Origin of the sequence: Bradyrhizobium sp. SMVTL-02, assembly GCF_051853005.1 — a bacterium.
In the GTDB taxonomy this organism is placed as follows: Bacteria; Pseudomonadota; Alphaproteobacteria; order Rhizobiales; family Xanthobacteraceae; genus Bradyrhizobium.
The window spans coordinates 2,279,062-2,300,429 of record NZ_CP182469.1 but is presented as its reverse complement, the minus strand read 5'-3'; the positions used below and the strand labels follow the sequence as shown (position 1 = coordinate 2,300,429).

General features: G+C 64.3%; 24 protein-coding genes. 11 read left to right on the top strand and 13 right to left on the bottom strand.

Going from position 1 to position 21,368, the window contains the following annotated elements; translation table 11 throughout:
- Nucleotides 1–9 precede the first annotated feature (9 nt).
- From crcB (ACNJYB_RS10735) to clpS, 4 genes are read left to right on the top strand one after another with little or no spacing between them, the layout of a single operon-like run.
- Nucleotides 10–399, top strand: coding sequence for a fluoride efflux transporter CrcB (crcB, locus tag ACNJYB_RS10735; protein WP_439373924.1), 390 nt, complete (start codon nucleotides 10–12; stop codon nucleotides 397–399).
- 6 nt (nucleotides 400–405) lie between these two features.
- Nucleotides 406–831, top strand: a complete 426-nt coding sequence (gene crcB, locus ACNJYB_RS10730) for a fluoride efflux transporter CrcB (protein ID WP_439373923.1) — start codon at nucleotides 406–408, stop codon at nucleotides 829–831.
- Between the two features lie 2 nt (nucleotides 832–833).
- Nucleotides 834–1,175: a DUF190 domain-containing protein gene (locus tag ACNJYB_RS10725; RefSeq protein WP_439373922.1), complete on the top strand. Its 342-nt coding sequence runs from the start codon at nucleotides 834–836 to the stop codon at nucleotides 1,173–1,175.
- 44 nt (nucleotides 1,176–1,219) lie between these two features.
- Entirely contained in the window at nucleotides 1,220–1,525 is a 306-nt protein-coding gene (gene clpS / locus ACNJYB_RS10720; RefSeq protein WP_439373921.1) for an ATP-dependent Clp protease adapter ClpS, read from the top strand.
- Nucleotides 1,526–1,605: 80 nt separating this feature from the next.
- On the opposite strand, the gene ACNJYB_RS10715 is transcribed toward clpS, so the two are convergent.
- From ACNJYB_RS10715 to fabI, 6 genes are all read right to left on the bottom strand, one after another.
- A complete protein-coding gene (locus ACNJYB_RS10715; protein WP_439373920.1) occupies nucleotides 1,606–2,787 on the bottom strand; it encodes a radical SAM protein in 1,182 nt (393 codons plus the stop codon).
- 33 nt (nucleotides 2,788–2,820) lie between these two features.
- A complete protein-coding gene (locus tag ACNJYB_RS10710; protein ID WP_439373919.1) occupies nucleotides 2,821–3,099 on the bottom strand; it encodes a hypothetical protein in 279 nt (92 codons plus the stop codon).
- A 173-nt stretch (nucleotides 3,100–3,272) separates the two neighbouring features.
- Nucleotides 3,273–4,463: an adenylate/guanylate cyclase domain-containing protein gene (locus ACNJYB_RS10705; RefSeq protein WP_439373918.1), complete on the bottom strand. Its 1,191-nt coding sequence runs from the start codon at nucleotides 4,461–4,463 to the stop codon at nucleotides 3,273–3,275.
- A gap of 114 nt (nucleotides 4,464–4,577) precedes the next feature.
- Nucleotides 4,578–5,666 carry a chorismate synthase gene (gene aroC / locus ACNJYB_RS10700; protein ID WP_439373917.1) on the bottom strand — a complete coding sequence of 363 codons (1,089 nt, stop codon included), beginning with the start codon at nucleotides 5,664–5,666 and terminating at the stop codon, nucleotides 4,578–4,580.
- 96 nt (nucleotides 5,667–5,762) lie between these two features.
- On the bottom strand, nucleotides 5,763–6,362 hold the full coding sequence (locus ACNJYB_RS10695; protein ID WP_439373916.1) for a histidine phosphatase family protein: 600 nt from the start codon (nucleotides 6,360–6,362) through the stop codon (nucleotides 5,763–5,765).
- Nucleotides 6,363–6,374: 12 nt separating this feature from the next.
- Entirely contained in the window at nucleotides 6,375–7,190 is an 816-nt protein-coding gene (gene fabI, locus ACNJYB_RS10690) for an enoyl-ACP reductase FabI (RefSeq protein WP_439373915.1), read from the bottom strand.
- A gap of 173 nt (nucleotides 7,191–7,363) precedes the next feature.
- Between fabI and ACNJYB_RS10685 the strand changes: the two genes are divergently transcribed.
- Both ACNJYB_RS10685 and ACNJYB_RS10680 read left to right on the top strand, forming a co-directional pair.
- Entirely contained in the window at nucleotides 7,364–7,852 is a 489-nt protein-coding gene (locus ACNJYB_RS10685; protein WP_011085414.1) for a sigma-70 family RNA polymerase sigma factor, read from the top strand.
- 76 nt (nucleotides 7,853–7,928) lie between these two features.
- The gene (locus ACNJYB_RS10680; protein ID WP_439373914.1) at nucleotides 7,929–8,702 is read left to right on the top strand and encodes an anti-sigma factor family protein; all 774 of its coding nucleotides are present in this window, start codon (nucleotides 7,929–7,931) and stop codon (nucleotides 8,700–8,702) included.
- Between the two features lie 416 nt (nucleotides 8,703–9,118).
- On the opposite strand, the gene ACNJYB_RS10675 is transcribed toward ACNJYB_RS10680, so the two are convergent.
- Together ACNJYB_RS10675 and ACNJYB_RS10670 are read right to left on the bottom strand one after the other, a co-directional pair.
- Complete coding sequence (locus ACNJYB_RS10675) at nucleotides 9,119–10,081, bottom strand: DnaJ C-terminal domain-containing protein (protein WP_439373913.1); 963 nt, start codon at nucleotides 10,079–10,081, stop codon at nucleotides 9,119–9,121.
- Between the two features lie 109 nt (nucleotides 10,082–10,190).
- Nucleotides 10,191–10,598, bottom strand: coding sequence for an RT0821/Lpp0805 family surface protein (locus ACNJYB_RS10670; protein WP_439373912.1), 408 nt, complete (start codon nucleotides 10,596–10,598; stop codon nucleotides 10,191–10,193).
- A 113-nt stretch (nucleotides 10,599–10,711) separates the two neighbouring features.
- On the opposite strand from ACNJYB_RS10670, the gene pdxH reads away from it, so the two are divergent.
- Together pdxH and ACNJYB_RS10660 are read left to right on the top strand one after the other, a co-directional pair.
- The gene (pdxH, locus tag ACNJYB_RS10665) at nucleotides 10,712–11,353 is read left to right on the top strand and encodes a pyridoxamine 5'-phosphate oxidase (RefSeq protein WP_439373911.1); all 642 of its coding nucleotides are present in this window, start codon (nucleotides 10,712–10,714) and stop codon (nucleotides 11,351–11,353) included.
- Nucleotides 11,354–11,403: 50 nt separating this feature from the next.
- Nucleotides 11,404–12,156 (top strand): SDR family NAD(P)-dependent oxidoreductase, encoded by a 753-nt coding sequence (locus ACNJYB_RS10660; protein ID WP_439373910.1) that lies wholly within the window; start codon nucleotides 11,404–11,406, stop codon nucleotides 12,154–12,156.
- Nucleotides 12,157–12,677: 521 nt separating this feature from the next.
- On the opposite strand, the gene ACNJYB_RS10655 is transcribed toward ACNJYB_RS10660, so the two are convergent.
- Both ACNJYB_RS10655 and ACNJYB_RS10650 read right to left on the bottom strand, forming a co-directional pair.
- Nucleotides 12,678–12,911 carry a hypothetical protein gene (locus ACNJYB_RS10655; protein WP_439373909.1) on the bottom strand — a complete coding sequence of 78 codons (234 nt, stop codon included), beginning with the start codon at nucleotides 12,909–12,911 and terminating at the stop codon, nucleotides 12,678–12,680.
- Nucleotides 12,912–13,116: 205 nt separating this feature from the next.
- Nucleotides 13,117–14,094, bottom strand: coding sequence for a magnesium transporter CorA family protein (locus ACNJYB_RS10650; protein ID WP_439373908.1), 978 nt, complete (start codon nucleotides 14,092–14,094; stop codon nucleotides 13,117–13,119).
- A 349-nt stretch (nucleotides 14,095–14,443) separates the two neighbouring features.
- Here ACNJYB_RS10650 and ACNJYB_RS10645 point away from each other — a divergent pair, with 349 nt between their 5' ends.
- Nucleotides 14,444–15,130, top strand: a complete 687-nt coding sequence (locus ACNJYB_RS10645; RefSeq protein WP_130370235.1) for a L,D-transpeptidase — start codon at nucleotides 14,444–14,446, stop codon at nucleotides 15,128–15,130.
- 36 nt (nucleotides 15,131–15,166) lie between these two features.
- On the opposite strand, the gene ACNJYB_RS10640 is transcribed toward ACNJYB_RS10645, so the two are convergent.
- Nucleotides 15,167–16,249, bottom strand: a complete 1,083-nt coding sequence (locus ACNJYB_RS10640) for an extensin family protein (RefSeq protein WP_439373907.1) — start codon at nucleotides 16,247–16,249, stop codon at nucleotides 15,167–15,169.
- A 65-nt stretch (nucleotides 16,250–16,314) separates the two neighbouring features.
- On the opposite strand from ACNJYB_RS10640, the gene ACNJYB_RS10635 reads away from it, so the two are divergent.
- Entirely contained in the window at nucleotides 16,315–17,943 is a 1,629-nt protein-coding gene (locus ACNJYB_RS10635) for a fatty-acid--CoA ligase (RefSeq protein WP_439373906.1), read from the top strand.
- A 139-nt stretch (nucleotides 17,944–18,082) separates the two neighbouring features.
- Nucleotides 18,083–18,937 (top strand): DUF1499 domain-containing protein, encoded by an 855-nt coding sequence (locus tag ACNJYB_RS10630; RefSeq protein ID WP_439373905.1) that lies wholly within the window; start codon nucleotides 18,083–18,085, stop codon nucleotides 18,935–18,937.
- A 139-nt stretch (nucleotides 18,938–19,076) separates the two neighbouring features.
- Here the strand turns inward: ACNJYB_RS10630 and ACNJYB_RS10625 are convergent, their stop codons facing one another.
- A complete protein-coding gene (locus tag ACNJYB_RS10625) occupies nucleotides 19,077–19,997 on the bottom strand; it encodes an MBL fold metallo-hydrolase (protein WP_439373904.1) in 921 nt (306 codons plus the stop codon).
- A 152-nt stretch (nucleotides 19,998–20,149) separates the two neighbouring features.
- Nucleotides 20,150–21,364 carry an acyl-CoA dehydrogenase gene (locus ACNJYB_RS10620; RefSeq protein WP_036004014.1) on the bottom strand — a complete coding sequence of 405 codons (1,215 nt, stop codon included), beginning with the start codon at nucleotides 21,362–21,364 and terminating at the stop codon, nucleotides 20,150–20,152.
- Nucleotides 21,365–21,368: the final 4 nt, after the last annotated feature.

Here is a 21,368-nt window from a genome sequence, read left to right as displayed (position 1 = left end):
CGGTTCATCGTGCTGAGCGGAGTGCTTGCGATCATGATCGGCAGCGTGCTGGGCGGCTGCGCGCGCTACTTCGTCTCCGGCGCGATCGCGCGGCGGCTCGGCGAGACGTTTCCGTGGGGCACCATGACCATCAACATCACCGGCGCCTTCCTGATCGGTATCTTTGGCGCGCTGGCGACGCATCCGGGCTCGGTCTTCGCCGCGCCCAATCCCTGGCTGTTCGCGGTGACCGGGTTCCTCGGCTGCTACACCACGGTGTCCTCGTTCAGCCTGCAAACGCTGACGCTCGCCCGTAACGGCGAGCCGATCCACGCGCTCGGCAATATCGTGGCCTCGGTCGGGCTGTGCCTCACGGCCGTGACTTGCGGCTTCCTGCTTGCGGATCGTTTGGGAGGCTAGAGGCTGATGGGCTCCCCTCCCACCGAGCGCTGGCGCAGTGCGGTTCTCTATGCCTGGGTGTCCGCGGGCAGCATCGTCGGCGGGCTGACGCGCTATCTGGTCGGGCTTGCGCTCGACACCGGGCCCGGCTTTCCCACCGCGACGCTGTTCATCAACGCCACCGGCTCGCTGATCATCGGCTTTTACGCAACGCTGACCGGCCCGGACGGCCGCGTGCTGGCGCGGCCCGAGCACCGGCAATTCGTCATGACCGGGTTCTGCGGCGGCTACACCACCTTCTCGGCCTTCAGCCTGGAGACCTTCCGCCTGTTCCATGGCGGCATGAAATACACTGCGCTCGCCTATGTCGTGGCCTCCGTCGTCTGCTGGCTGGTGTCGGTGTGGGCCGGGCATATGCTGGCGAGCCGCTACAACCGCTTGACCAGGAGCTGACCATGCAAATCCCCAACCAGGCAGTTTCGCTCCGCATCTTCATCGGCGAGAGCGACCATTATGACGGCAAACCGCTTTATGAAGCGATCGTGATGAGGGCGCGCGAGCTGCACCTCGCCGGCGCCACCGTGCTGCGCGGTCCCATGGGATTCGGCAAGTCGAGCCGGCTGCACACCGCGAAAATCCTGCGTCTCTCGGAAGACCTGCCGCTGCTGATCGAGATCGTCGACAGCGAGGACAACATCAATGCATTCCTGCCCATCCTGGACGGCATGATGTCGAGCGGGCTGATCACCTTGGAGAAGGTGCAGGTCCTGCAATATGGTGCGAAGGCCGCGGGCTGACCGCTCCGGCGCAAAACCCGAGCCCGCCGTGTCCAGGAGGCGGAATGAACGACACCGTCATCAAGCCGAAAACCAGGACCAAGACCAGGGTCGAGCGACCGAAGCTGCACAAGGTCATCCTGATCAACGACGACTACACGCCGCGCGAATTCGTCACCATGGTGCTGAAGGCCGAATTCCGCATGACGGAGGATCAGGCCTACAAGGTGATGATCACCGCGCACAAGCTCGGGGCCTGCGTGGTCGCCGTGTTCACCAAGGACGTCGCCGAAACCAAGGCGACGCGCGCCACGGACGCCGGTCGTGCCAAGGGCTATCCGCTGCTGTTCACGACCGAGCCGGAAGAATAGGCCGCAGGCGTCTTTCGACTGCCATAGATCATCAGCAACACCGTGAAACCGATGCGGGCCGGACAGCGCAGCAACGCCCGCTAGGCGCCCGCCGGCGTGTCGCGCACGTTGATACGCACGCCGTCCGGCTTGCTGACATAGAGATGGCTCTCCAATACGGATTGCATGTTCTCAAACATCGAATAGAGATCGTCGCAATAGACGGACGGATTGTCGTAGCCGTTTTTCTTGGAGAAGCGATGCGGAAGATAGCCTCCCCCGCAGGCGTCCATGAACTTGCATTGGCGACACTTCGCACAAAGATTGATTGAGGCATGGCGCGCGGCTTTCCAGCGCGGCTCATTCCTGACCTCATCGATCGCGTGATCGAAGATGTTGAACCCGGTGTTGGTGAATCCGTCGCCTGCGATCCGCAGCACATCGTGGGCCTCCACGGTGCCGTCGGTCATCACGGTGCAAAGCTCGACAGGCTTGTGGCCCACGCCCTCCGTCGGTGAATTGTTGCCAAGCAGGGCGGTGATCATGTCCGAGATGATGCGGATATCGGTCGTCGGCGTCGCGCGATTTGCCTCCAGCCACAGCTCGAACAGCCCCTTGTAGAAAGCGGCGATGGATGGCGGACTCTCATCCACCGTCGCGTCGGGAATCATGATGTCGTAGTTGGAGATTCCACAGGCGGCGAAAAAATCGGCGTATTGCTGCGGCGGGTAAGCGGGATTGCAGACGGCCAGGGCAATGACGCCAATGTTGCGCGACACCAGCATGCGAACGGCACGTTCCACGGCGGCATGGGTGCCCGTCCCCTGAAACGTCCTGCGATGAAGGTCGTGAATATGTGCCGGTCCGTCCACGCTGATCGCAACCGAAATGTTGCGGGCCTCGAAGCAGGCCAGCCATTCATCGTCGATCAACACACCATTGGTCGTGACCGCGATCGGTATGCTGCATCCGGTCCGCGATGAAATGGCCTCGCAGGATTCGGCAAAGCCGTGGAAATTCTCGACGCCCCACAGCAACGGCTCACCGCCGTGCAGGATGACGGGAAACTCGGCGAGCGAGAATCTGACAACGTGCTCCTCGATGCGCTGCAGCAGACGACGCTGCACGTCAGGGCTCATCAGCTTCGGCTTGGTGTAAACGGACGCGTCGCGAAACCAGTAACAATAGGAGCAGTCGATGTTACATCTCGTTGCGACCTTGACCAGCAACTGCGTGATCGGCTGATCCTGGAAAGCGACACAATCTGAATCGTCAGCCGACATGCCGACACCGCGACGAGCTGGAAGAATTGTCGTCTAGTACCCTCGAACGAATCCACCTCGGCGGAACGCGCCGACACCCGGAGCGACCGCCCCCCTGCGGAAGGCGCCTGCGTTGGCGCCTTTGGCAAAAGCGCCTCGCCTGAAAGCAGCCTGGGTCGCCACCGGGTCGCCGGAGACGACGCCCTGCTCCGCACGCTGTCCTCGCAGATCGTTCAGCAACGCGTCGATACCCTGATGGTCGCTCTGAATGGTAGCGCCAGGCCCATGCAATTGGATGAGGCTTGCAAAAACCTTCAGCGTCGTAATCGGCATGATTATGCTCCCCTTTTCGCGACGCAATGCAGGGACCGAACGAAAGGCCGGACGATCGGGCCGGCTGAGCAATGACGAATACTATACCTTTTCCATTGTTGCGGCAATGTGTCGGGACCGGCCGGTCTGCTCGACCTCCTCAGGGAGCAGACATCGCTCCTGGAACGACGCCCTCACGCCATCACAACCGGCGTCTCCTCGCCGAGCCCGTAAACGCGCTGCGCCTTCGAAAAGCCCGCGATCGGAAATTCGCCGAGCGCGCGCCAGTCGTGGCGGCAGGCATTGGCAAAGACTTCCGAGACCACGACGGTGCGGCCGAGCCTCCCTGCGATCTTCTCCAGCCTTGCGGCGAGATTGACGGCGGGGCCGATGCAGGTGAAGTCGAGGCGGTTGCCGCCGCCGATATTGCCGTAGAGGATGTTGCCGACATGCAGCGCGACGCCGAAGCGGAAGCGCTCGATGATGTCGCCGACCGGATAGGCGAGCGCCTCCACGCTTGCGCGGGATTCGCGCGCGGCCTCGAGCACGCGCGAACAGACATGGGCCGCATCGCCGACATATTCGTCGATCGGGAACACCGCGAGCAGGCCGTCGCCCATGAATTTCAGCACTTCGCCGCCGTGACCGCGGATCGCGGTGACCTGGCAGTCGAAATACTGGTTGAGGATCTCGACCACGGTCTCGGCCGGCAGCCGGTCGGACAGCGCGGTGAAGCCGCGAAGGTCCGAGAGCCAGATCGCGGCCTGCATGGTGTCGGTGTGGCCGCGGCGGATCTGGCCGCCGAGGATGCGCGCGCCGGCGCGGTTGCCGACATAGGTGTCGAGCAGCATTTCGGCGGTGCGGCGCAGGCTGATGATCTCGGCGACGCGCGCGAGCGGCGTCACGATGGAGCGGATTGCCGCGATGTTGTCGTCGCTGAAGCCGCCGGGATGCCGCGTCACCCAGCTGGTCGCATGGACAGAGCCGTCGAGGAACGGCATCGGCACCGCGATATAGTCGGTCGCCCCTTCGGCCCGCATGTCGTCGAGGAACGGAAACCGCTCGTTGTCGCGATCGCCGATGCGCCCCCGGACCTCCAGCCCCCGCTCGAACACGATCCGAAGCGGGCTCTTGGCGAATTCGGGCGTCTCCAGGATCTCGAAATCGACGGTGCCGATCTCGACCTCCTCGCCCTGCCGCCAGATGAAGTTGCGGCCGAAGATCTCCGGATGCAGCGTGCGGATGAAGATGCCGAACCGCCACAGCGGCAGGCCGGCCTCGACCAGATGCTCGCAGACGTCGGCGATCATCTTGGCCGGGGTTCCGGACGACCTCGCGCCGTCGATCAGCCAGTTGGTGATGCGCTGGAGCTCGGAGGTTTCCATGCGCGCATTTGCGGACGAAGTTGTGCGGACGTCAAGCTGCGCGGCGGGAGAGTACCGCGATATTAAAGCGTCACCGCAGTGTCTTCACCTCTCCCCGGCGGGGAGATGAAGAACTCAACGCCCGACCTGGCCGCGATCCCGGATGAAGTGATCCGCCAGAACGCAGGCCATCATGGCTTCGCCGACCGGAACGGCACGAATGCCGACGCAGGGATCGTGGCGGCCCTTGGTGAAGATCTCGGTGTCCGCCCCCTTGCGGTCGATGGTGAGGCGCGGCTGCAGGATCGACGAGGTCGGCTTCACCGCAAAGCGCACCACGATCGGCTGCCCCGTAGAGATGCCGCCCAGAATGCCGCCAGCATGATTGGAGAGGAAGCGCGTGCCGTCATTGCCGGTGCGCATCTCGTCGGCGTTCTCCTCGCCGGTAAGCTCGGCGGCGCCGAAGCCGGCGCCGATCTCGACGCCCTTCACCGCATTGATGGTCATCATCGCGCCCGCCAGATCGGAATCGAGCTTGGCGTAGATCGGTGCGCCAAGACCTGCCGGCACGCCCTCGGCGACGATCTCGAGCACCGCGCCGATCGAGGAGCCGCTCTTGCGGATGCCGTCGAGATAGGTCTCGAAGAACGCGGCCTTGTCCTTGTCCGGGCAGAAGAACGGATTTTTCGCAATCTCGTCCCAGTCCCACTTCTCGCGGTCGATCTTGTGCGGACCGATCTGCACAAGCGCGCCGCGCACCTTCACGTCGGGCAGCACCTTTCGCGCGATCGCACCGGCAGCAACGCGCATCGCGGTCTCGCGCGCCGAGGAGCGGCCGCCGCCGCGATAGTCCCGCAGGCCGTATTTGGCTTCATAGGTGAAGTCGGCGTGGCCCGGGCGAAACTTGTCCTTGATCTCGGAATAGTCCTTCGAGCGCTGGTCGGTGTTCTCGATCAGAAGGCCGATCGGCGTGCCCGTCGTCACCTGCACGCCGGTCTCCGGATGCGCCATCACCCCGGACAGGATCTTCACCTGGTCCGGCTCCTGGCGCTGGGTCGTGAAGCGCGACTGGCCGGGCCGGCGGCGGTCGAGATCTCTTTGGATGTCGGCTTCGGTGAGCGGGATCATCGGCGGGCAGCCGTCGACCACGCAGCCGATCGCCACCCCATGGCTTTCGCCGAAGGTGGTGACGCGGAACATGTGGCCGAAGGTGTTGAAGGACATCCGTCTCTAGCTCGCAAGTCAGTTCTGACTTTTGGTGGTAACGCGGGGGACCACCGGGGTCAAACACACTCGGTCATTCCGGGGCGCCTGAACGGCTTAACTGAACTTCTCCAGCCGCCCGTCGCGGAACACGTAGACGGTGCCCTGCTCGATATAGAGCTCGGCGGCGCTGGCGGGGGTCTCCAGCCCCAGGGACACCATCAGGGCCCGGCAGGTCCCACCATGGGCGACCGCGACGGTATCGGTCCGGAGCTGGTCGTACCAGGCGCGCACGCGGACCTGCACGTCCGCGTAGGTCTCCGCGCCCGCCGGCGCCACCGTCCATTTGTCGGCGAGGCGCCTGGCATAGATGTCGGGATCGGCGGCCTCGCTCTCGGCGAGCGTCAGCCCTTCCCATTTGCCATAGCCGATCTCGCGCAGGCGGTCGTCGAGCGCATAGTCGGCAGGTGGCAGCCCGAGCTTGCCCCGCGCGAGTTCCATGGTCTGGCGGGCGCGGCCGAGCGGGCTCGACACGTAGGGCAGCGCGGCCTTGTCGCGGCCGTCACCCCTGAACAGATCGGCCAGCACGAGGCCTGCCTGCACGGCCTGACTGCGGCCGCGCGCATTCAGCGGAATGTCCCTGGTGCCCTGAAGCCTGCCGAGCGCATTCCACTCGGTCTCGCCGTGGCGAAGGTAATAGATCGTGGGCCCGGGCATTGCAGGTCAGAACTAGTCCTTGCCCCCCAGCGAAATGTCCGGCGCGTCCGGCCGCTTCATGCCGAGCACGTGGTAGCCGGAATCGACGTGGTGCACCTCGCCGGTGACGCCGCGCGAGAGGTCGGAGAGGAAATACAGCGCGCTGCCGCCGACGTCCTCGGTGGAGACGTTGCGCCGCATCGGCGCATTGTACTCGTTCCACTTCAGGATATAGCGGAAGTCGCCGATGCCGGACGCCGCGAGCGTCTTGATCGGCCCCGCCGAGATCGCGTTGACGCGGATGTTCTTCTCGCCGAGGTCGGCGGCGAGATAGCGCACGCTGGCTTCCAGCGCCGCTTTCGCCACGCCCATCACATTGTAATGAGGCATCCACTTCTCGGCGCCGTAATAAGAGAGCGTGATCAACGAGCCGCCATCCGTCATCAGCTTCTCGGCGCGCTGCGCCACGGCCGTGAACGAGTAGCAGGAGATCAGCATCGACTTGGTGAAGTTCTCCTGAGTGGTGTCGACGTAGCGGCCATCGAGCTGCTCGCCATAGGCGATCGCGTGCACCAGGAAGTCGATCTTGCCCCACTTCTCCTTCAGCACCGCGAACGCGGCGTCGATGGTCGCAGCGTCAGTGACGTCGCAATGGCCGAGCACGAGGCCGCCGATCTCGGCGGCAAGCGGCTCGACGCGCTTCTTCAGCGCGTCGCCCTGATAGGTGAAGGCGAGCTCGGCGCCGGCGGCGTGGCATGCCTTGGCAATGCCCCAGGCGATCGAGCGGTTGTTGGCAACGCCGAGGATCACCCCGCGCTTGCCTTGCATCAGACCTGACTTCTGCGCCATTTTTGAACGTCCCGTCGAGCTCGCGTTGAGGTCTGGAGGTACACCAGCCCTCCCCTGCGGTACAGCCCTAATACGCGGCGTTAACGCTGTTTCGAGCGCCGGAATAGCCGTTCCATTCGGGTGTTATGATCGCTAGAGGCGCTCGCGCCGAACGGCAGGACAGCAAAGACGGCATGAGTGCGTTTCGCCAGAGTGTGGAAGCCATGATCCCGGCGTTGCGCCGCTACGCCCGCGCGCTGACACGCGATGCGGATGCGGCCGACGATCTGGTACAGGACACGTTGGTGCGTGCGCTCCGTTCGGAGCGCCTGTTTCTCGGAGGGGACGTCAGGAGCTGGCTGTATACGATCCTGACCAACCTCAACAAGAACCGGCGGCGGTCGCTGGCAAGGCGCCCGCAATTCATGCAGCTGACGGAGAACAATCCGGACGCCAGCGGGACGGAAGCGGAGGGACGCGACATCGAGAAGGCGCTGGCAACGCTGGTCGAGGAGCAACGCTCGGTGCTGCTGCTGGTGATGCTGGAAGGCATGAGCTACCGCGAGGTCGCCGATATCCAGGGCGTACCGATCGGTACCGTCATGTCGCGCCTGGCACGGGCGAGAGCCCACGTGAAAGCCTCGCTGGAGGGCGAACGCCCGGCGCTCAGGCGGGTGAAATGATGGCAGGGTTGATGCATCGCGACGCGACGTTGGGCCACGAAGGATATTTTGGGCCGCAGAGCCAGAGACGACCGATATGAACGACCGCAACATTCCCATCACCGAGGACGAGCTCCACGCCTATGTCGACGGCGAGCTGCCGGCCGAGCGGAGCGCCGACGTCGAGGCCTGGCTTGCCGCCCACCCCGACGATGCCGCGCGGGTGCAGTCCTGGCGGACCATGACCGAGATGCTGCACGCCCGCTACGATTCCGTGGCCCAGGAGCCCGTGCCGGCACGGCTCGAGCTCGATCGGCTGGAGCGCCGTCCCCGGCAATGGTTCTATGGCGCCGCCGCGGCCGTGCTGGTGGCCTTCGTCGCCGGCGGCACCGCGGGTTGGGTGGCGCATGGCGCCGCCAATGCGCCTTCGACCTTCCAGAGCTTCACGGCGGACGCGCTCGACGCTCACCGCCTCTATGTCGTCGAGGTCCGCCACCCCGTCGAAGTCGGCGGCAACGAGCGCGACCATTTGCAGGCATGGCTGACCAGGCGCTGCGGCTGGACCGTGTTCGCGCCGAACCTGGAGGCGAGCGGGCTGAAGCTCGTCGGCGGCCGGCTGCTACCGGGGCCGAACGGACCCGCATCGTTCCTGATGTATGAGAGCGCCTCGGGCGAGCGATACACGATCTACTCGGCCAAGACCGAGAATGGTGCGACGCAAATGCGCTACGCCAGGACGGACAAGGACGGCGCGCTGTTTTGGGCCGAGCGCGGTGTCGGCTACGTCGTCAGTGGCGGCGGCAATGATCGTGACCGGCTGACCAAGGTGGCGCAAGCCGTATACGACCAGGCAGAGAAAAACGGCACCTAAACAACCGCCGAATCGCGATGCCTCGATTCCGTCATCGAAAATTTCGAATCAAGACACGGGCGTGTCTCATTATCGCACCGGGTGTTCACGCGATTATGAGTGGCGTTCGATCCGCCGATCGACGCGGGCGGCCTCGATTGGGGTTTTTGGTACCGCGCTGGTCCCCCTCTCGAGGCCGCACCTTTTTATCGGCTGCCCCGCCGGACAGCCGACACGTCGGGACCATGAAGCGCTAGCGCGCCTCAGGTATATGATGAGCATCATCTCTTGGGCGATGCTTCAGGCCTTGAGGAAAAACCCCTTCACTTCGACCGCGCCCTAAAGCGCGATGGCTCGCGCTTTAGCTTCCCATTTGCGCATGATCTTTCCCGCTACACACTTTGCGCTAACGCGGCCCTCCGGGTCCGGGTCATGCTTTAGCCAAGCCCGCTACGTGGATTGTAGGGGTGCTGGTCCCGCCACTTCTCCATCAATGCTTCAAGCTCGGCGTCGTTCCCGTCCGGTAGCATAATCCTGATCGTGACGAAGAGATCCCCGGTACCGCCAGATTTCGGCAAGCCCTTACCTTTGAGACGGAAAGTCCGGCCACTCGAAGTGTTCTTGGGGACCGAAAGCTCCACGGCATTTCCGAGGGTAGGCACGCGGACCTTGGCCCCGAGCACCGCCTCGTAGAGCGTGACCGGCAGGTCGATCCTGAGGTCCGAGCCCTCCACTTTGAAGAACGGGTGCGGCGCGATGCTGATGGTGATCAGGAGGTCGCCGGGCGGGTGGCCCTGAGCGCTCTCACCCTGGCCCCGCAGCCGGATCTGCTGGCCCTCGGTGACGCCGGCCGGAATCTTGACGTTGAGCTCCTTGCCGGTCGGCAGCCGGACACGCTTCTCGCCGCCCTTGACCGCCTCTTCCAGCGAGACGGACATGGCGACGTTGACGTCGAGATCGAGCCCGATGCCGCCGGTGTCGAATTCGAACTGGGCACCGCCGCCGGCCCCGGGCCGCGCACTGCGCATCCCGCCGCCGAACATGCTGTTGAGGATATCCTCGAAGGCGCCGCCGCCGGGGCCGGCCGTACCGCCGCTCCGGAACGTATAGCTCTCGAACCCGCCGGGACCCGCGCGACCGCGCGGCCCGCCGCCGCCCGGAAAGCCCTGGAAGCGCGGCTTGCCCTCGGCGTCGATCTCGCCGCGGTCGAACTGCTTGCGCTTGTCCTCGTCGCCGAGGATCTCGTTGGCCGAGTTGATCTCGGCGAAGCGCTGGGCGGCCTTGGGATCGCCCTTGTTGCTGTCGGGATGGTGCTTCTTGGCGAGCTTGCGATAGGCGCTCTTGATCGCGGCAGCGTTGGCGCTCCGCGGCACCCCCAAGACCTCATAGGGGTCGCGCATCCGTCACGTCTCCTTCAAGGAATCGAATTGTTCAAAGGGCTCCCCGCCCCATCTGCGATTCATGTGGGGAGAGAGTGGCATTTTTGCAACTAGGGGCGTGCGCCGAATCCTAGCTCCGCCACGGCTTTAGCGTATGAATCTCCCAACGGCCACGACTGCTTTGGCAGCCGGCGCCCTGGAGCCAGCTTTCCGTGCTGCCGTTGACGTAGCTCGCCAGGAAATCGCGGCACTTGCGGCCGTCCTCGGCGGCATAGGACTGCGCGATCGGCGTCACCGAACCCCGCGCCCCCGTCTGCGGGTTCTCCCAGTGCTGGCTGGAATCCTTGTCGCCCTTGCTCAGCACGTCCGAGGCGGCGTTGCGGGCGAAGGCGAGATCGGTCTCCGTCGGCGCGGTGTCTTTCGCCGGCCGCATGATCGAGCCGGTGAGGTCGCTGTCGTCGGCCTTGCCATAGGCGCTCTTGTCGCCCCGGGAGAAGCTGCAGCCGCCGGCACCGAGCCCGATCAGAATGATCGTCATGACAAGGCCGGACGGCCGGATCGCCGATAGGCCAACGCGTCCCCATGTCCTATATAGGGCCGTAGCGGACAACAACGCGTTTTGGGCCGCAGGACGCAACTCGGACTCCAGACATGACCGACACGACCTCGATGAAACACCAGACACCCTTAACATCCGGTGATTTCACCGCCGCCGACGAGCCCTTTGCGCTGTTCGAGGCCTGGCTTAACGAGGCAATCAAGAGCGAACCGAACGATCCGAATGCCATGGCGCTCGCAACCGTCGATCCCGACGGGCTGCCCGATGTGCGCATGGTGCTGATGAAGGGCTTCGACACCGAGGGTTATGTCTTCTACAGCCACATCGCGAGCCAAAAGGGCCGCGAACTCGCCGCAAATCCTAAGGCGGCGTTACTTTTTCACTGGAAGTCGCTGCGCCGTCAGGTCCGCATCCGCGGCAACGTGACGCCGGTGACCGACGCGGAAGCCGACGCCTATTTCGCGACGCGGCCGAAGCAGGCGCAGATCGGCGCCTGGGCGAGCAAGCAATCCGAAGCGCTGGAGAGCCGCTTCGCCTTCGAGCAGGCCATCGCCAAGGTCGCGGCCAGATATGTCATCGGCGAGGTGCCGCGGCCGCCGGGCTGGAGCGGCTGGCGCATCACGCCGATGCGCATCGAGTTCTGGCACGACCGTCCATTCCGTCTGCACGACCGCATCGAATTTCGTCGTGACGCCGCCGGCCAGCCATGGTCCAAGACGCGGATGTATCCGTGAGCCTTATCCCGAGCCTCGTCCCGAGCTTTGGGCCGACCTGAAAGATGTCCATGCCGCATTCGTCCAACCTGCCGCGTCGCACGCTGCTCCTGACCGGAGCGAGCCGCGGCATCGGCCACGCCACCGTAATCCGCTTCTCCTCGGCGGGCTGGCGCGTCATCACCTGTTCGCGGCATCCCTTTCCGGAGGATTGCCCGTGGGACGCTGGCCCTGAGGACCACATCCAGGTCGATCTCGGTGATCCCGAGGATACCGCACGCGCAATCAACGAGATCCGCAACCGGCTCGAAGGCGGCGCGCTGCATGCGCTCGTCAACAACGCCGCGATCTCGCCGAAGGGCCCCGGCGGCTCCCGGCTCGGCTCGGTCGACACCGATCTGGAGACTTGGACGCATGTCTTCCACGTCAACTTCTTCGCGCCGATCATGATGGCGCGCGGACTGATCGAGGAGCTGAAGGCGGCCAAGGGTTCCGTCGTGAACGTCACCTCGATCGCGGGCTCGCGCGTGCACCCCTTCGCGGGCGCCGCCTACGCCACCTCGAAGGCCGCTCTCGCGGCGCTGACGCGCGAGATGGCCTCCGACTTCGGCCGCGTCGGCGTGCGCGTCAACGCGATTGCGCCGGGCGAGATCGATACCTCGATCCTGTCGCCGGGGACCGAGAAGATCGTCGATCAGCAGATCCCGATGCACCGCCTCGGCACGCCGGACGAAGTGGCCAAGATCGTCTACGTGCTCTGCACGGACACCAGTTCTTACGTCAACGGCGCCGAGATCCACATCAACGGCGGCCAGCACGTCTGAGTCCGATGCTTCGCATCGCCTGGGGCGCTGCTCCCGGGGCGCTCGCTCTCTCCGAGTCGTCATTGCGAGCGCAGCGAAGCAATCCAGAGTCTCTCCGCGGTGGGATTCTGGATTGCTTCGCTGCGCTCGCAATGACGGAGTATGAGGCGGCAGCGCCGCTCTTCGTTCTTGCGTTTCGAATCGCAGACGTGCCTGTGCATCCTCGCGGCGCATTTCGCCCGAGCTTTGCTTCATCGCTCCACCCTTCGTTCGGGTTCGGTCGGGACGGCGCAAATTTCCTGACCTTGTTCTCAACCGCCTCGGGCTTTCTCGGCGCTACGGATTACAGCAACGTGTCGCAAAACTAGCACCAGGGCCTTCGACATGGCCCATTTGACATTGATACAAGCTTGGAAGAATCCCGAATATGAAGAACGGATTTTAGCCTGACGAGAACAAGCACTCCCGGCTCGTAGAGAGAAGCAAGGCGATCCAGACAACGCCGCCGCAAGACCTGGATCGCCCGCCCTTCTTTCCGCTGCTCAATCGACTCGAATCCGACGCGACCGATCGCGCAGTCTTGGAGCTGCAGCACCTGGAGCTCCGGCATTGAATGCGGTCGAGCAGTCGTCGTCGTTCTCGCCATCGAGCAGCGGAGCACCACAGTGCCGGCACAGCCGTGCCGACATCGACGACGCCTTGCCGCTCGCCAGGACCTGACGATAGTTCGCCAGATCGATGACGTTGCGGGGCGACGTTATGTGTTTTTCAACCATGGCTATTCCTCGCGGCTACGCACTACTTATCGCAGACAAGTTTCGCGCAAACGTTCAGCCCACCGCTCAAATTTTACGTGAGGAATTGGGGCAGCAAACACGCGTCACCGCGGCGCCGCAAACCCGCTCTATTCTGCGACACGATGCGCCGTGTCTCTGCGACCAGCGTAAGGTCTCGGTAGCTATTTTCGAGAGCGGGGCGAGATCAGAGCCACTTCTTGAACTTGAATATCCAGTACGGGACGATGGCCGCGATCAGCATCATCACCAGCGCCATCGGGTAGCCGTGGACCCACTCGAGTTCCGGCATGACCTTGAAGTTCATGCCGTAGATCGAGGCGATCAGCGTCGGCGGCATCAGGACAACGGCCATGACCGAAAACAGCTTGATGATGTTGTTCTGCTCGAGATTGACGACCCCAAGCATGGCGTCGAGCACGAAGGTGATCTTGTTGGAGAGATAGGAGGCGTGGTCGGTCAGGGAGGCGACGTCGCGCTGCATGGTCTTGAGCTGCTCGCGCATGTCCTTGGACCATTTCACGCCCTCGACCACCGCCGACAGGAAGGTGACGACGCGGCCGATCGAGACCAGGCTCTCGCGAACCTTGGAGGTCAAATCCCCTTTGCGGCCGATCGAGATCAGGATCTGGGAATATTGCTTGGCATGGCCGTGGCGCTCGCTCTCGGGCTCGAAGATGTCGTGCGAGACCTGGTCGATCTCGGCGCCGCAGCGCTCCAGAATGTCGGCGCAGCGGTCGATCACGGCATCCAGGAGTTCCATCAGCACCATCTCGCCGGTGATGGACGGCGTGCAGGAGCGGGCGAGCTTGGCCTCGACCAGCGCAAACGGCTTCGGCAGGTCGTAGCGCACCGTCACCAGGCGGTGGTCGCCGAGGATGAAGGTAACTGCCGTGGTCCGGGGCATGTCGGTATCGGAGTGGCACATCAGCGTCGCCGTCATGTAGCGCGCGCCGTTCTCGATATAGAGGCGGCTGGAGATCTCGATCTCCTGCATGTCTTCCCGGGTCGGGATGGCGATCCCCGCCAGCCGCTCCACTGCCTTGTCCTCGGCGGCTGAGGGGTTGATGAGGTCAATCCAGACCGCGCTCTCCGGCAGCGCCGTGAGATCCTCGATGACCGCCTTCTTGAGGGAGGACTCGGAGGGAACAAACACCGAAAACATGAACAACTCCAGAGATCCTGCGACAGAATGACAGCCCTTAGCGCGATTCTGGCAAGTTCACGATGACAACAACATTAACGGCGACCTTAACGGAGCGTTTGCATTTGTGGCGGCCAGGTGGCTCAACTGTGGCACAGACTCGACAGTTCAGGCCGTCCTCGCCCCAAAAACTCCACAGCATCGCAAAACTTGCGGCAGAAAAGCCACAGCTTGGGTCTTGCAGCGCGGTAAAAGGCCTTCAGCGCTGGAATTGTGGCAGCTTTCCACGATAATGGGATTAATGGAGTCGAGGAACTTGGGCGCTACGCTCAGGCCTTCCGCACGGTATTGTTTTGATTGGAACCAAACCATGTCGTCGCTGAAAGTTAAGTTGGGAATTTTGGCCGCCGGCCTGATGTTGTCGGGCTGCATGCAGGCCACGCATTTCGAGGCGACCGACACCAAGGCATTCAAGCCGAAGGACAAGGAACTCCTTGCCAAGGTTCGGTATGAAAACACCCCCGTCGCGGAGCCGTTCCGCCGTGCCATCGTCGAGTATCACCGCAAGGAATCGCCGGGCTCGATCGTGGTCGATTCCGACAATCACTACCTTTATTACGTGCTCGATGGCGGCAAGGCGATCCGTTACGGCATCACCGTCGGTGAAGAAGCCATGGCCTGGTCGGGCATCGCCAAGGTTGGCAGCATGACCGAGTGGCCGGCCTGGCATCCCACCCCGGGCGAGATTTCGCGCCTGGGCGTGCCGACCTATGTCGCGCCGGGTCCGGACAATCCGATGGGCTCCCGCGCGATGTATCTCTACTCGGGCGGCAAGGACACGCTGTTCCGCATCCACGGCACCAACCAGCCGGAATATATCGGCGCCTCGATCTCGTCGGGCTGCATCCGCCTGACCAACGAGGACGCAATCGACCTCTATAACCGGGTCAAGGTCGGCACCATCGTGGTGGTACTCGAGCCCAAGCATGGCGATTCGCCCTACAATTCGCGGCTGGCGCTCGGGGGCAGCGGCACCGGCCAGGCGGGCAGCTACTGATCGCTTCCTGATCTCTGACATCCAAAAGCGCCGGTGTTACCGGCGCTTTTTTGTTGCCGGCTTGGGCCGGTGGGCCTTCTTCCCGGTTGTGGGCTTGTCCTCAGGCGCGGAGGATTTCTCCGCCGCCTCGCCATCGGCCCCTTCCTTTGCCTCAGGCTTGGCCGCGACCTCGCGCGGCGGCGCCTCCTCGGGGCGCTCCGCCGGCGAGAGCGGCGCGACCTGCGGCAGGGGATCCCAGACGTTCCACTGGCAGATCCGGTAGTCGTTGCGCCGCTGCGCGAGATCGAGATGGATGTGGTCCTCGTGGTACCAGTCCGAGCCCGGACCGAGCACCGTGGAGAAGCGTGCGCATACCGAATGCAGCACGCGCTCGCGCACGTCGCGCGACGTGGTGCGGTCGGTGAGGCCGATCGACTGCCCGTTGGCGAGCTTGATGGCACGGACGTCGAGCGCGTTGGCCTTGCCGTGCTCGGACAGCATCGCGCCAGCGATGCGGTTCCGGCCCCGGCACTCGAAGCTGTCGAAATTGTCGAGATCGGTGATGCTCGTCCCGAGGCTCGCGGCCAGCGGCACCAGGTCCTTGCGCACCCAGTCGGCGATCGCGGAGGCCATGGTGCAGCGGAGGATTGCCGCCGGCTTCACCGTCACCTTGCGCTTGTCCGGCAGCACGATGGCCTCGAGCCGCACCAGATCCTCGCCGCCGCAGGCGCCGGGGCCGCGGATATCCGGGATGGAGGGCGCGATCGCGATATCCTCGGTCAGCGCGAGGCGGCAGGCCGAGGCCTGCTTCTCGGGCGACCGCGCAGCCTGCGCGGGCTTGCTGTCAGCCGGCTTGTCCGCTGAAGACTTACCTTCCTCCTCCGGCGGAGCCTCGTCGGACGCTTTCGGGGCCTCGTCAGGGCGTGGTCTCGGCAGCGGGATCTTGGCGGAATGAACCTTCGCACGGGGCCGTGGTGTACCAAGGCCAAAGATATCGAGCGGCGCAGCATATTTTCGCGCCTCTGCCCGCTCGGTCAGCACAAGCGTCAGCCCCAGCGCGGCGGTAACCATTGCCGCGCTGGCGGACATATAGCCGCGACAAGACCATTTGCGGCGAAAGTCCGGCAGGCTAAAATTCATGATAAGTCTTTGGCCCAACGCTGAGAGCGATAACCCGCCCAGCGACTTCTAGGAGGAACGTCGGAATGCTTGGTTTGATGCAAGACTGGCCCCTGCTCTGCCACCGGATCATCGAACACGCCGCCAGAATTCATGGCAAGCAGGAGGTGGTCACGCGATCGGTCGAAGGACCGATCCATCGCACCAACTATGCCGAGATCCACAAGCGCGCGCTCAAGGTCTCGCAGATGCTGGAACGCGACGGCATCAAGCTCGGCGACCGGGTCGCAACGATCGCCTGGAACACCTGGCGCCATCTCGAGGTGTGGTACGGCATCATGGGGATCGGCGCCATCTGCCATACCGTCAATCCCCGCCTTTTCCCCGAGCAGATCGCCTGGATCATCAACCATGCGGAGGACCGCATCGTGATGACCGACATCACCTTCGTTCCGATCCTGGAGAAGATCGCCGACAAGCTGCCGAGCGTGGAGCACTACATCGTGCTCACCGACAAGGCGCATATGCCGCAGACCACGCTGAAGAATGCCGTGGCCTACGAGGACTGGATTGCGCAGGCCGACGGCAAATTCAAATGGAAGGACTTTGACGAGAACACGGCAGCCGCGATGTGCTACACCTCGGGCACCACGGGCGACCCGAAGGGCGTGCTGTACTCGCATCGCTCCAACGTGCTGCACGCGCTGATGGCCAACAATGTCGACGCGCTCGGCACCAGCGCCTGCGAGACCATGCTGCCGGTGGTGCCGCTGTTCCACGCCAACAGCTGGGGCATCGCGTTCTCCGCGCCCTCGCAAGGCACCAAGCTGGTGATGCCCGGCGCCAAGCTCGACGGCGCCTCGGTCTACGAGCTGCTCTCGACCGAGAAGGTGACGCATACCGCCGGCGTGCCCACGGTGTGGCTGATGCTGCTCCAGCACATGACCGCCAACAATCTGAAGCTGCCGGACCTGAAGATGGTGATCTGCGGCGGCTCGGCGATGCCGCGCTCGATGATCAAGGCCTTTCTCGACATGGGCTCGAACGTCCGCCACGCCTGGGGCATGACCGAGATGAGCCCGATCGGCAGCGTCGCGGCGCTGAAGCCGCCGTTCCAGAACGCAACCGGCGATGCCAAGCTCGACGTGCTGCAGATGCAGGGCTATGCGCCCTTCGCCGTGCAAATGAAGATCACCGACGATGCCGGCAAGGAGCTGCCCTGGGACGGCAAGACTTTCGGCCGCCTCAAGGTCTCCGGGCCGGCCGTCGCCAAGGCCTATTACCGCGTCGACGCCAACATCCTCGACGAGGAAGGCTTCTTCGACACCGGCGACGTCTCGACCATCGACGAGGACGGCTATATGCGGATCACCGACCGCTCCAAGGACGTGATCAAATCCGGCGGCGAGTGGATCTCCTCGATCGACCTCGAGAACCTCGCGGTCGGTCATCCGGCCGTGGCGGAAGCCGCCGTGATCGGCGTGTTCCACCCCAAATGGGACGAGCGGCCGCTCCTGATCGTCCAGCTCAAGCAGGGGCAGCAGGCTACGCGCGAGGACATCCTGAAATACATGGACGGCAAGATCGCCAAATGGTGGATGCCCGATGACGTCGCCTTCGTCGACGGCATCCCGCACACCGCCACCGGCAAGATCCTGAAGACGGCGCTGCGCGACCAGTTCAAGGATTACCGCTTCCCGAACGCGGCGGCGTAGAGCTTGGCGCCCCCTCCCCCTCCAGCGGCCTGGAGGGGGAGGGTGATCGACCCTTGAATTTGCCGCGGCTCCGTGGTCTCAACGGCTTATCGTCGCGGCCAGATCGGCCGGCACCAAGACCCCGGCAGAGCTTCACCCGATGGCCCGCAGGTTTTCCGCTCCCTACCAGACGGAGCCCGTGTCCAGCCTCGCCAGCTGGGCGCGCAATCTCGCCGTGTTCGCGGTGGTGGCCGTCCTGGTGTCGATCGTTGTCGTCCGCTTCGGTTTCCTGGAGCCGAAGCCGGCGCTCGTAACCTTCTTCGGGGGCCTTGCGATCGCCGGGCTCTCGATCCTGTTCGGGCTCGCGGGCTTCGCTGCGATCTGGCAGAACGGCCCGCGCGGCATGGCGCGCATCCTGCTCGCGTTCCTGATCGACGGCGCGATCCTCGCCTACCCGGCCTATCTCGCCCTGCAATACCGCAAGCTGCCGGCGATCCACGACATCACCACCGACCCGATCGATCCGCCACGCTTCGACGCATTGGCACGTCTGCGCACCGGCGACGGCGCCAACACGGCAGTCTATGCCGGCCTCTATTCGGCCGAGCAGCAGCGCCACTTCTACCCCGATATCGAACCGATCGAGCTCGAGATCCCGGTCGATCGCGCCTATGCGATCGCGCTGCAGCTGGTCAACAAGCGAAAATGGCTCGTCATCGACGAGCGCGCGCCCCAGCCGCCGCGCCGCATCGGCCGCATCGAGGCGGTGGCCCGCACGCCGATCATGGGCTTGCGCGAGGACGTTTCCATCAGGGTCGTGCCCGACGGCGAGGATTCCCGCGTCGATATCCGCTCCGCCTCGCGCTATTTCGACAGCGATCTCGGCAGCAATGCCGCACGCGTGAAGAAATTCATCGAGGATCTCAACACCGCCGCCGATGCCGACGCGCTCAAGCCGGTGAAGAAGACCCCGGTGGCGCCGCCGAAGGCTCCGGCGAAGACGGTGAAGAAATAACACCCACCGTCATTCCGGGGCGATGCGCAGCATCGAACTATGATGCGCAATTGCGCATCAGAGAAGCCATTCATTCACCAACACTGTGGCCCGATGGGTTCCGGGTTCGCGCTGACGCGCGCTCCGGAATGACGAGAATTTAGCCCGCCATCCGGTACGTCCCGGTGATCACGGGATCGCCGTCCGTCGCGACCACGCCGCGGGCGACGAGGTCTTCCAGATGTGCCAGCACGGAATAGCCGGCGGCGGTCGTCAGTCTCGGATCGATGCCGATATAGATCGCGCGCACCATGGTCGGGATGTCGGCCTCGCCCTTGGCGAGGCGGTGCAGGATCGAGGCCTCGCGCGCCTTGCGATGGCGGATCAGGAAACGCACGAAGCGCGGGCCGTCCGGGATCTCGGGGCCGTGGCCGGAGAAGTAGAGATCCTCCGCCCGCGCGGCGAGACGATCGAGCGAGTCGATGTAGTCGATCATCGAGCCGTCGGGCGGTGCCACGATCGAGGTCGACCAGCCCATCACGTGGTCGCCGACGAAATTGAACTTCCGCTCCGGCCAGGCAAAGGCGAGATGATTGGCCGTGTGGCCGGGCGTCGCCACCGCCTCGAGGCGCCAGCCTGCGCCCTCGACGACGTCGCCATGGGCGATCCTGATATCGGGCGCGAAATCCCGATCGACGCCGGATTCCGGGTTGTGCTTCTCGCTCTCGAAGCGCGGCCGCGAGGCGCGGTGCGGACCCTCGGCGTAGACCGGCGCGCCGGTCGCCTGCTTGATCCGCGCCGTGTTCGGCGAATGGTCGCGATGGGTGTGGGTGACGAAGATGTGGCTCACCGTCTCGCCGCGCACGGCATCGAGCAGCGCGGCCGCATGCACCGCATCATCAGGGCCGGGATCGATGATCGCGACGTTGCCCGTGCCGACGATGTAGCTGACCGTGCCGGTGAAGGTGAAGGGGCTCGGATTGTGACAGAGCACGCGCCGCACGCCGGGGCGGACTTCCTCGACGACGCCAGGCTGAAGCGGAAAGTTGCGGTTGAACGGGACGTCGTCGTTGTCGGACATGGCTTCTTCTTTGTTCTTTGACGTCATTCCGGGCTGGCTCGTCAGGCCAGACCCGGAATCTCGATGGAACAGGAATCGTGCGGCCCGAGATTCTCAGGTGCGCAATTGCGCAGCTGAGTTCGCGCTTCGCGCGCCGCGGACGGATGACCAGATCAGAAAAACGCCTGAATGCCCGTGATGGCGCGGCCCAGGATCAGGGCGTGGACGTCGTGGGTGCCCTCGTAGGTGTTGACCGTCTCGAGGTTATGGACGTGGCGCATCACGTGGTACTCGATCGAGATGCCATTGCCGCCGTGCATGTCGCGGGCGGTGCGGGCGATGTCGAGCGCCTTGCCGCAATTGTTGCGCTTCATGATCGAGATCATCTCGGGGGCGAACTTGCCTTCGTCCATCAAGCGGCCGACGCGAAGCGAGCCCTGAAGGCCGAGGGCGATCTCGGTCTCCATGTCGGCGAGCTTCTTCTGCACCAGCTGGGTGGCCGCGAGCGGCTTGCCAAACTGCTTGCGGTCGAGGGTGTACTGGCGGGCGCGGTGCATGCAGTCCTCGGCCGCGCCGAGCGCGCCCCAGGAGATGCCATAGCGGGCGCGGTTGAGGCAGCCGAACGGGCCCTTGAGGCCGGAGACGTTGGGCAAGAGCGCATCTTCGGGAACCACGACGCCGTCCATCACGACCTCGCCGGTGATGGAGGCGCGAAGCGAGAGCTTGCCGCCGATCTTCGGCGCGGAGAGGCCCTTCATGCCTTTTTCCAGCACGAAGCCGCGGATCTGGTTGTCGTGCGCCGCCGACTTGGCCCAGACCACGAACACGTCGGCGATCGGCGCATTCGAGATCCACATCTTGCTGCCGGTCAGGCGATAGCCATCCGAGACCTTCTCGGCGCGGGTCTTCATGCCGGCCGGATCGGAGCCGGCGTCCGGCTCCGTCAAGCCGAAGCAGCCGACCCACTCGCCGCTGGCGAGCTTCGGCAGGTACTTCTTGCGCTGGTTCTCGTCGCCATAGGCGTAGATCGGATACATCACCAGCGAGGACTGCACCGAGTTCATCGAGCGGTAGCCGGAATCGACCCGTTCGATCTCGCGCGCGACGAGCCCGTAGGCGACGTAGCTCGCATTGGCGCAGCCATATTCCTCCGGCAGCGTAATGCCGATCAGACCGAGCTCGCCCATCTCATTGAAGATCTCGCGGTCGGTCTTCTCTTCCAGATACGCCTTGGAGACGCGGGGCAGCAGCTTGTCCTGGGCATAGGCGCGGGCGGTGTCGCGCACCATGCGCTCGTCTTCGGTCAGCTGCTCGTCGAGCAGGAACGGATCGTCCCACTGGAAAGAAGCCGCAGCCGGCTTGTCCTTGGCCTGAGGGCGCACGCTCATGAAA

What these genes read in the sequence shown, in the direction of transcription:
- crcB (WP_439373923.1), top strand. Translation starts at nt 406, where the DNA reads ATGGGCTCCCCTCCCACCGAGCGCTGGCGCAGTGCGGTTCTCTATGCC.
- ACNJYB_RS10725 (WP_439373922.1), top strand. Translation starts at nt 834, where the DNA reads ATGCAAATCCCCAACCAGGCAGTTTCGCTCCGCATCTTCATCGGCGAG.
- clpS (WP_439373921.1), top strand. Translation starts at nt 1,220, where the DNA reads ATGAACGACACCGTCATCAAGCCGAAAACCAGGACCAAGACCAGGGTC.
- ACNJYB_RS10715 (WP_439373920.1), bottom strand. Translation starts at nt 2,787, where the DNA reads ATGTCGGCTGACGATTCAGATTGTGTCGCTTTCCAGGATCAGCCGATC.
- ACNJYB_RS10710 (WP_439373919.1), bottom strand. Translation starts at nt 3,099, where the DNA reads ATGCCGATTACGACGCTGAAGGTTTTTGCAAGCCTCATCCAATTGCAT.
- ACNJYB_RS10705 (WP_439373918.1), bottom strand. Translation starts at nt 4,463, where the DNA reads ATGGAAACCTCCGAGCTCCAGCGCATCACCAACTGGCTGATCGACGGC.
- aroC (WP_439373917.1), bottom strand. Translation starts at nt 5,666, where the DNA reads ATGTCCTTCAACACCTTCGGCCACATGTTCCGCGTCACCACCTTCGGC.
- ACNJYB_RS10695 (WP_439373916.1), bottom strand. Translation starts at nt 6,362, where the DNA reads ATGCCCGGGCCCACGATCTATTACCTTCGCCACGGCGAGACCGAGTGG.
- fabI (WP_439373915.1), bottom strand. Translation starts at nt 7,190, where the DNA reads ATGGCGCAGAAGTCAGGTCTGATGCAAGGCAAGCGCGGGGTGATCCTC.
- ACNJYB_RS10685 (WP_011085414.1), top strand. Translation starts at nt 7,364, where the DNA reads ATGAGTGCGTTTCGCCAGAGTGTGGAAGCCATGATCCCGGCGTTGCGC.
- ACNJYB_RS10680 (WP_439373914.1), top strand. Translation starts at nt 7,929, where the DNA reads ATGAACGACCGCAACATTCCCATCACCGAGGACGAGCTCCACGCCTAT.
- ACNJYB_RS10675 (WP_439373913.1), bottom strand. Translation starts at nt 10,081, where the DNA reads ATGCGCGACCCCTATGAGGTCTTGGGGGTGCCGCGGAGCGCCAACGCT.
- ACNJYB_RS10670 (WP_439373912.1), bottom strand. Translation starts at nt 10,598, where the DNA reads ATGACGATCATTCTGATCGGGCTCGGTGCCGGCGGCTGCAGCTTCTCC.
- pdxH (WP_439373911.1), top strand. Translation starts at nt 10,712, where the DNA reads ATGACCGACACGACCTCGATGAAACACCAGACACCCTTAACATCCGGT.
- ACNJYB_RS10660 (WP_439373910.1), top strand. Translation starts at nt 11,404, where the DNA reads ATGCCGCATTCGTCCAACCTGCCGCGTCGCACGCTGCTCCTGACCGGA.
- ACNJYB_RS10655 (WP_439373909.1), bottom strand. Translation starts at nt 12,911, where the DNA reads ATGGTTGAAAAACACATAACGTCGCCCCGCAACGTCATCGATCTGGCG.
- ACNJYB_RS10650 (WP_439373908.1), bottom strand. Translation starts at nt 14,094, where the DNA reads ATGTTTTCGGTGTTTGTTCCCTCCGAGTCCTCCCTCAAGAAGGCGGTC.
- ACNJYB_RS10645 (WP_130370235.1), top strand. Translation starts at nt 14,444, where the DNA reads ATGTCGTCGCTGAAAGTTAAGTTGGGAATTTTGGCCGCCGGCCTGATG.
- ACNJYB_RS10640 (WP_439373907.1), bottom strand. Translation starts at nt 16,249, where the DNA reads ATGAATTTTAGCCTGCCGGACTTTCGCCGCAAATGGTCTTGTCGCGGC.
- ACNJYB_RS10635 (WP_439373906.1), top strand. Translation starts at nt 16,315, where the DNA reads ATGCTTGGTTTGATGCAAGACTGGCCCCTGCTCTGCCACCGGATCATC.
- ACNJYB_RS10630 (WP_439373905.1), top strand. Translation starts at nt 18,083, where the DNA reads ATGGCCCGCAGGTTTTCCGCTCCCTACCAGACGGAGCCCGTGTCCAGC.
- ACNJYB_RS10625 (WP_439373904.1), bottom strand. Translation starts at nt 19,997, where the DNA reads ATGTCCGACAACGACGACGTCCCGTTCAACCGCAACTTTCCGCTTCAG.
- ACNJYB_RS10620 (WP_036004014.1), bottom strand. Translation starts at nt 21,364, where the DNA reads ATGAGCGTGCGCCCTCAGGCCAAGGACAAGCCGGCTGCGGCTTCTTTC.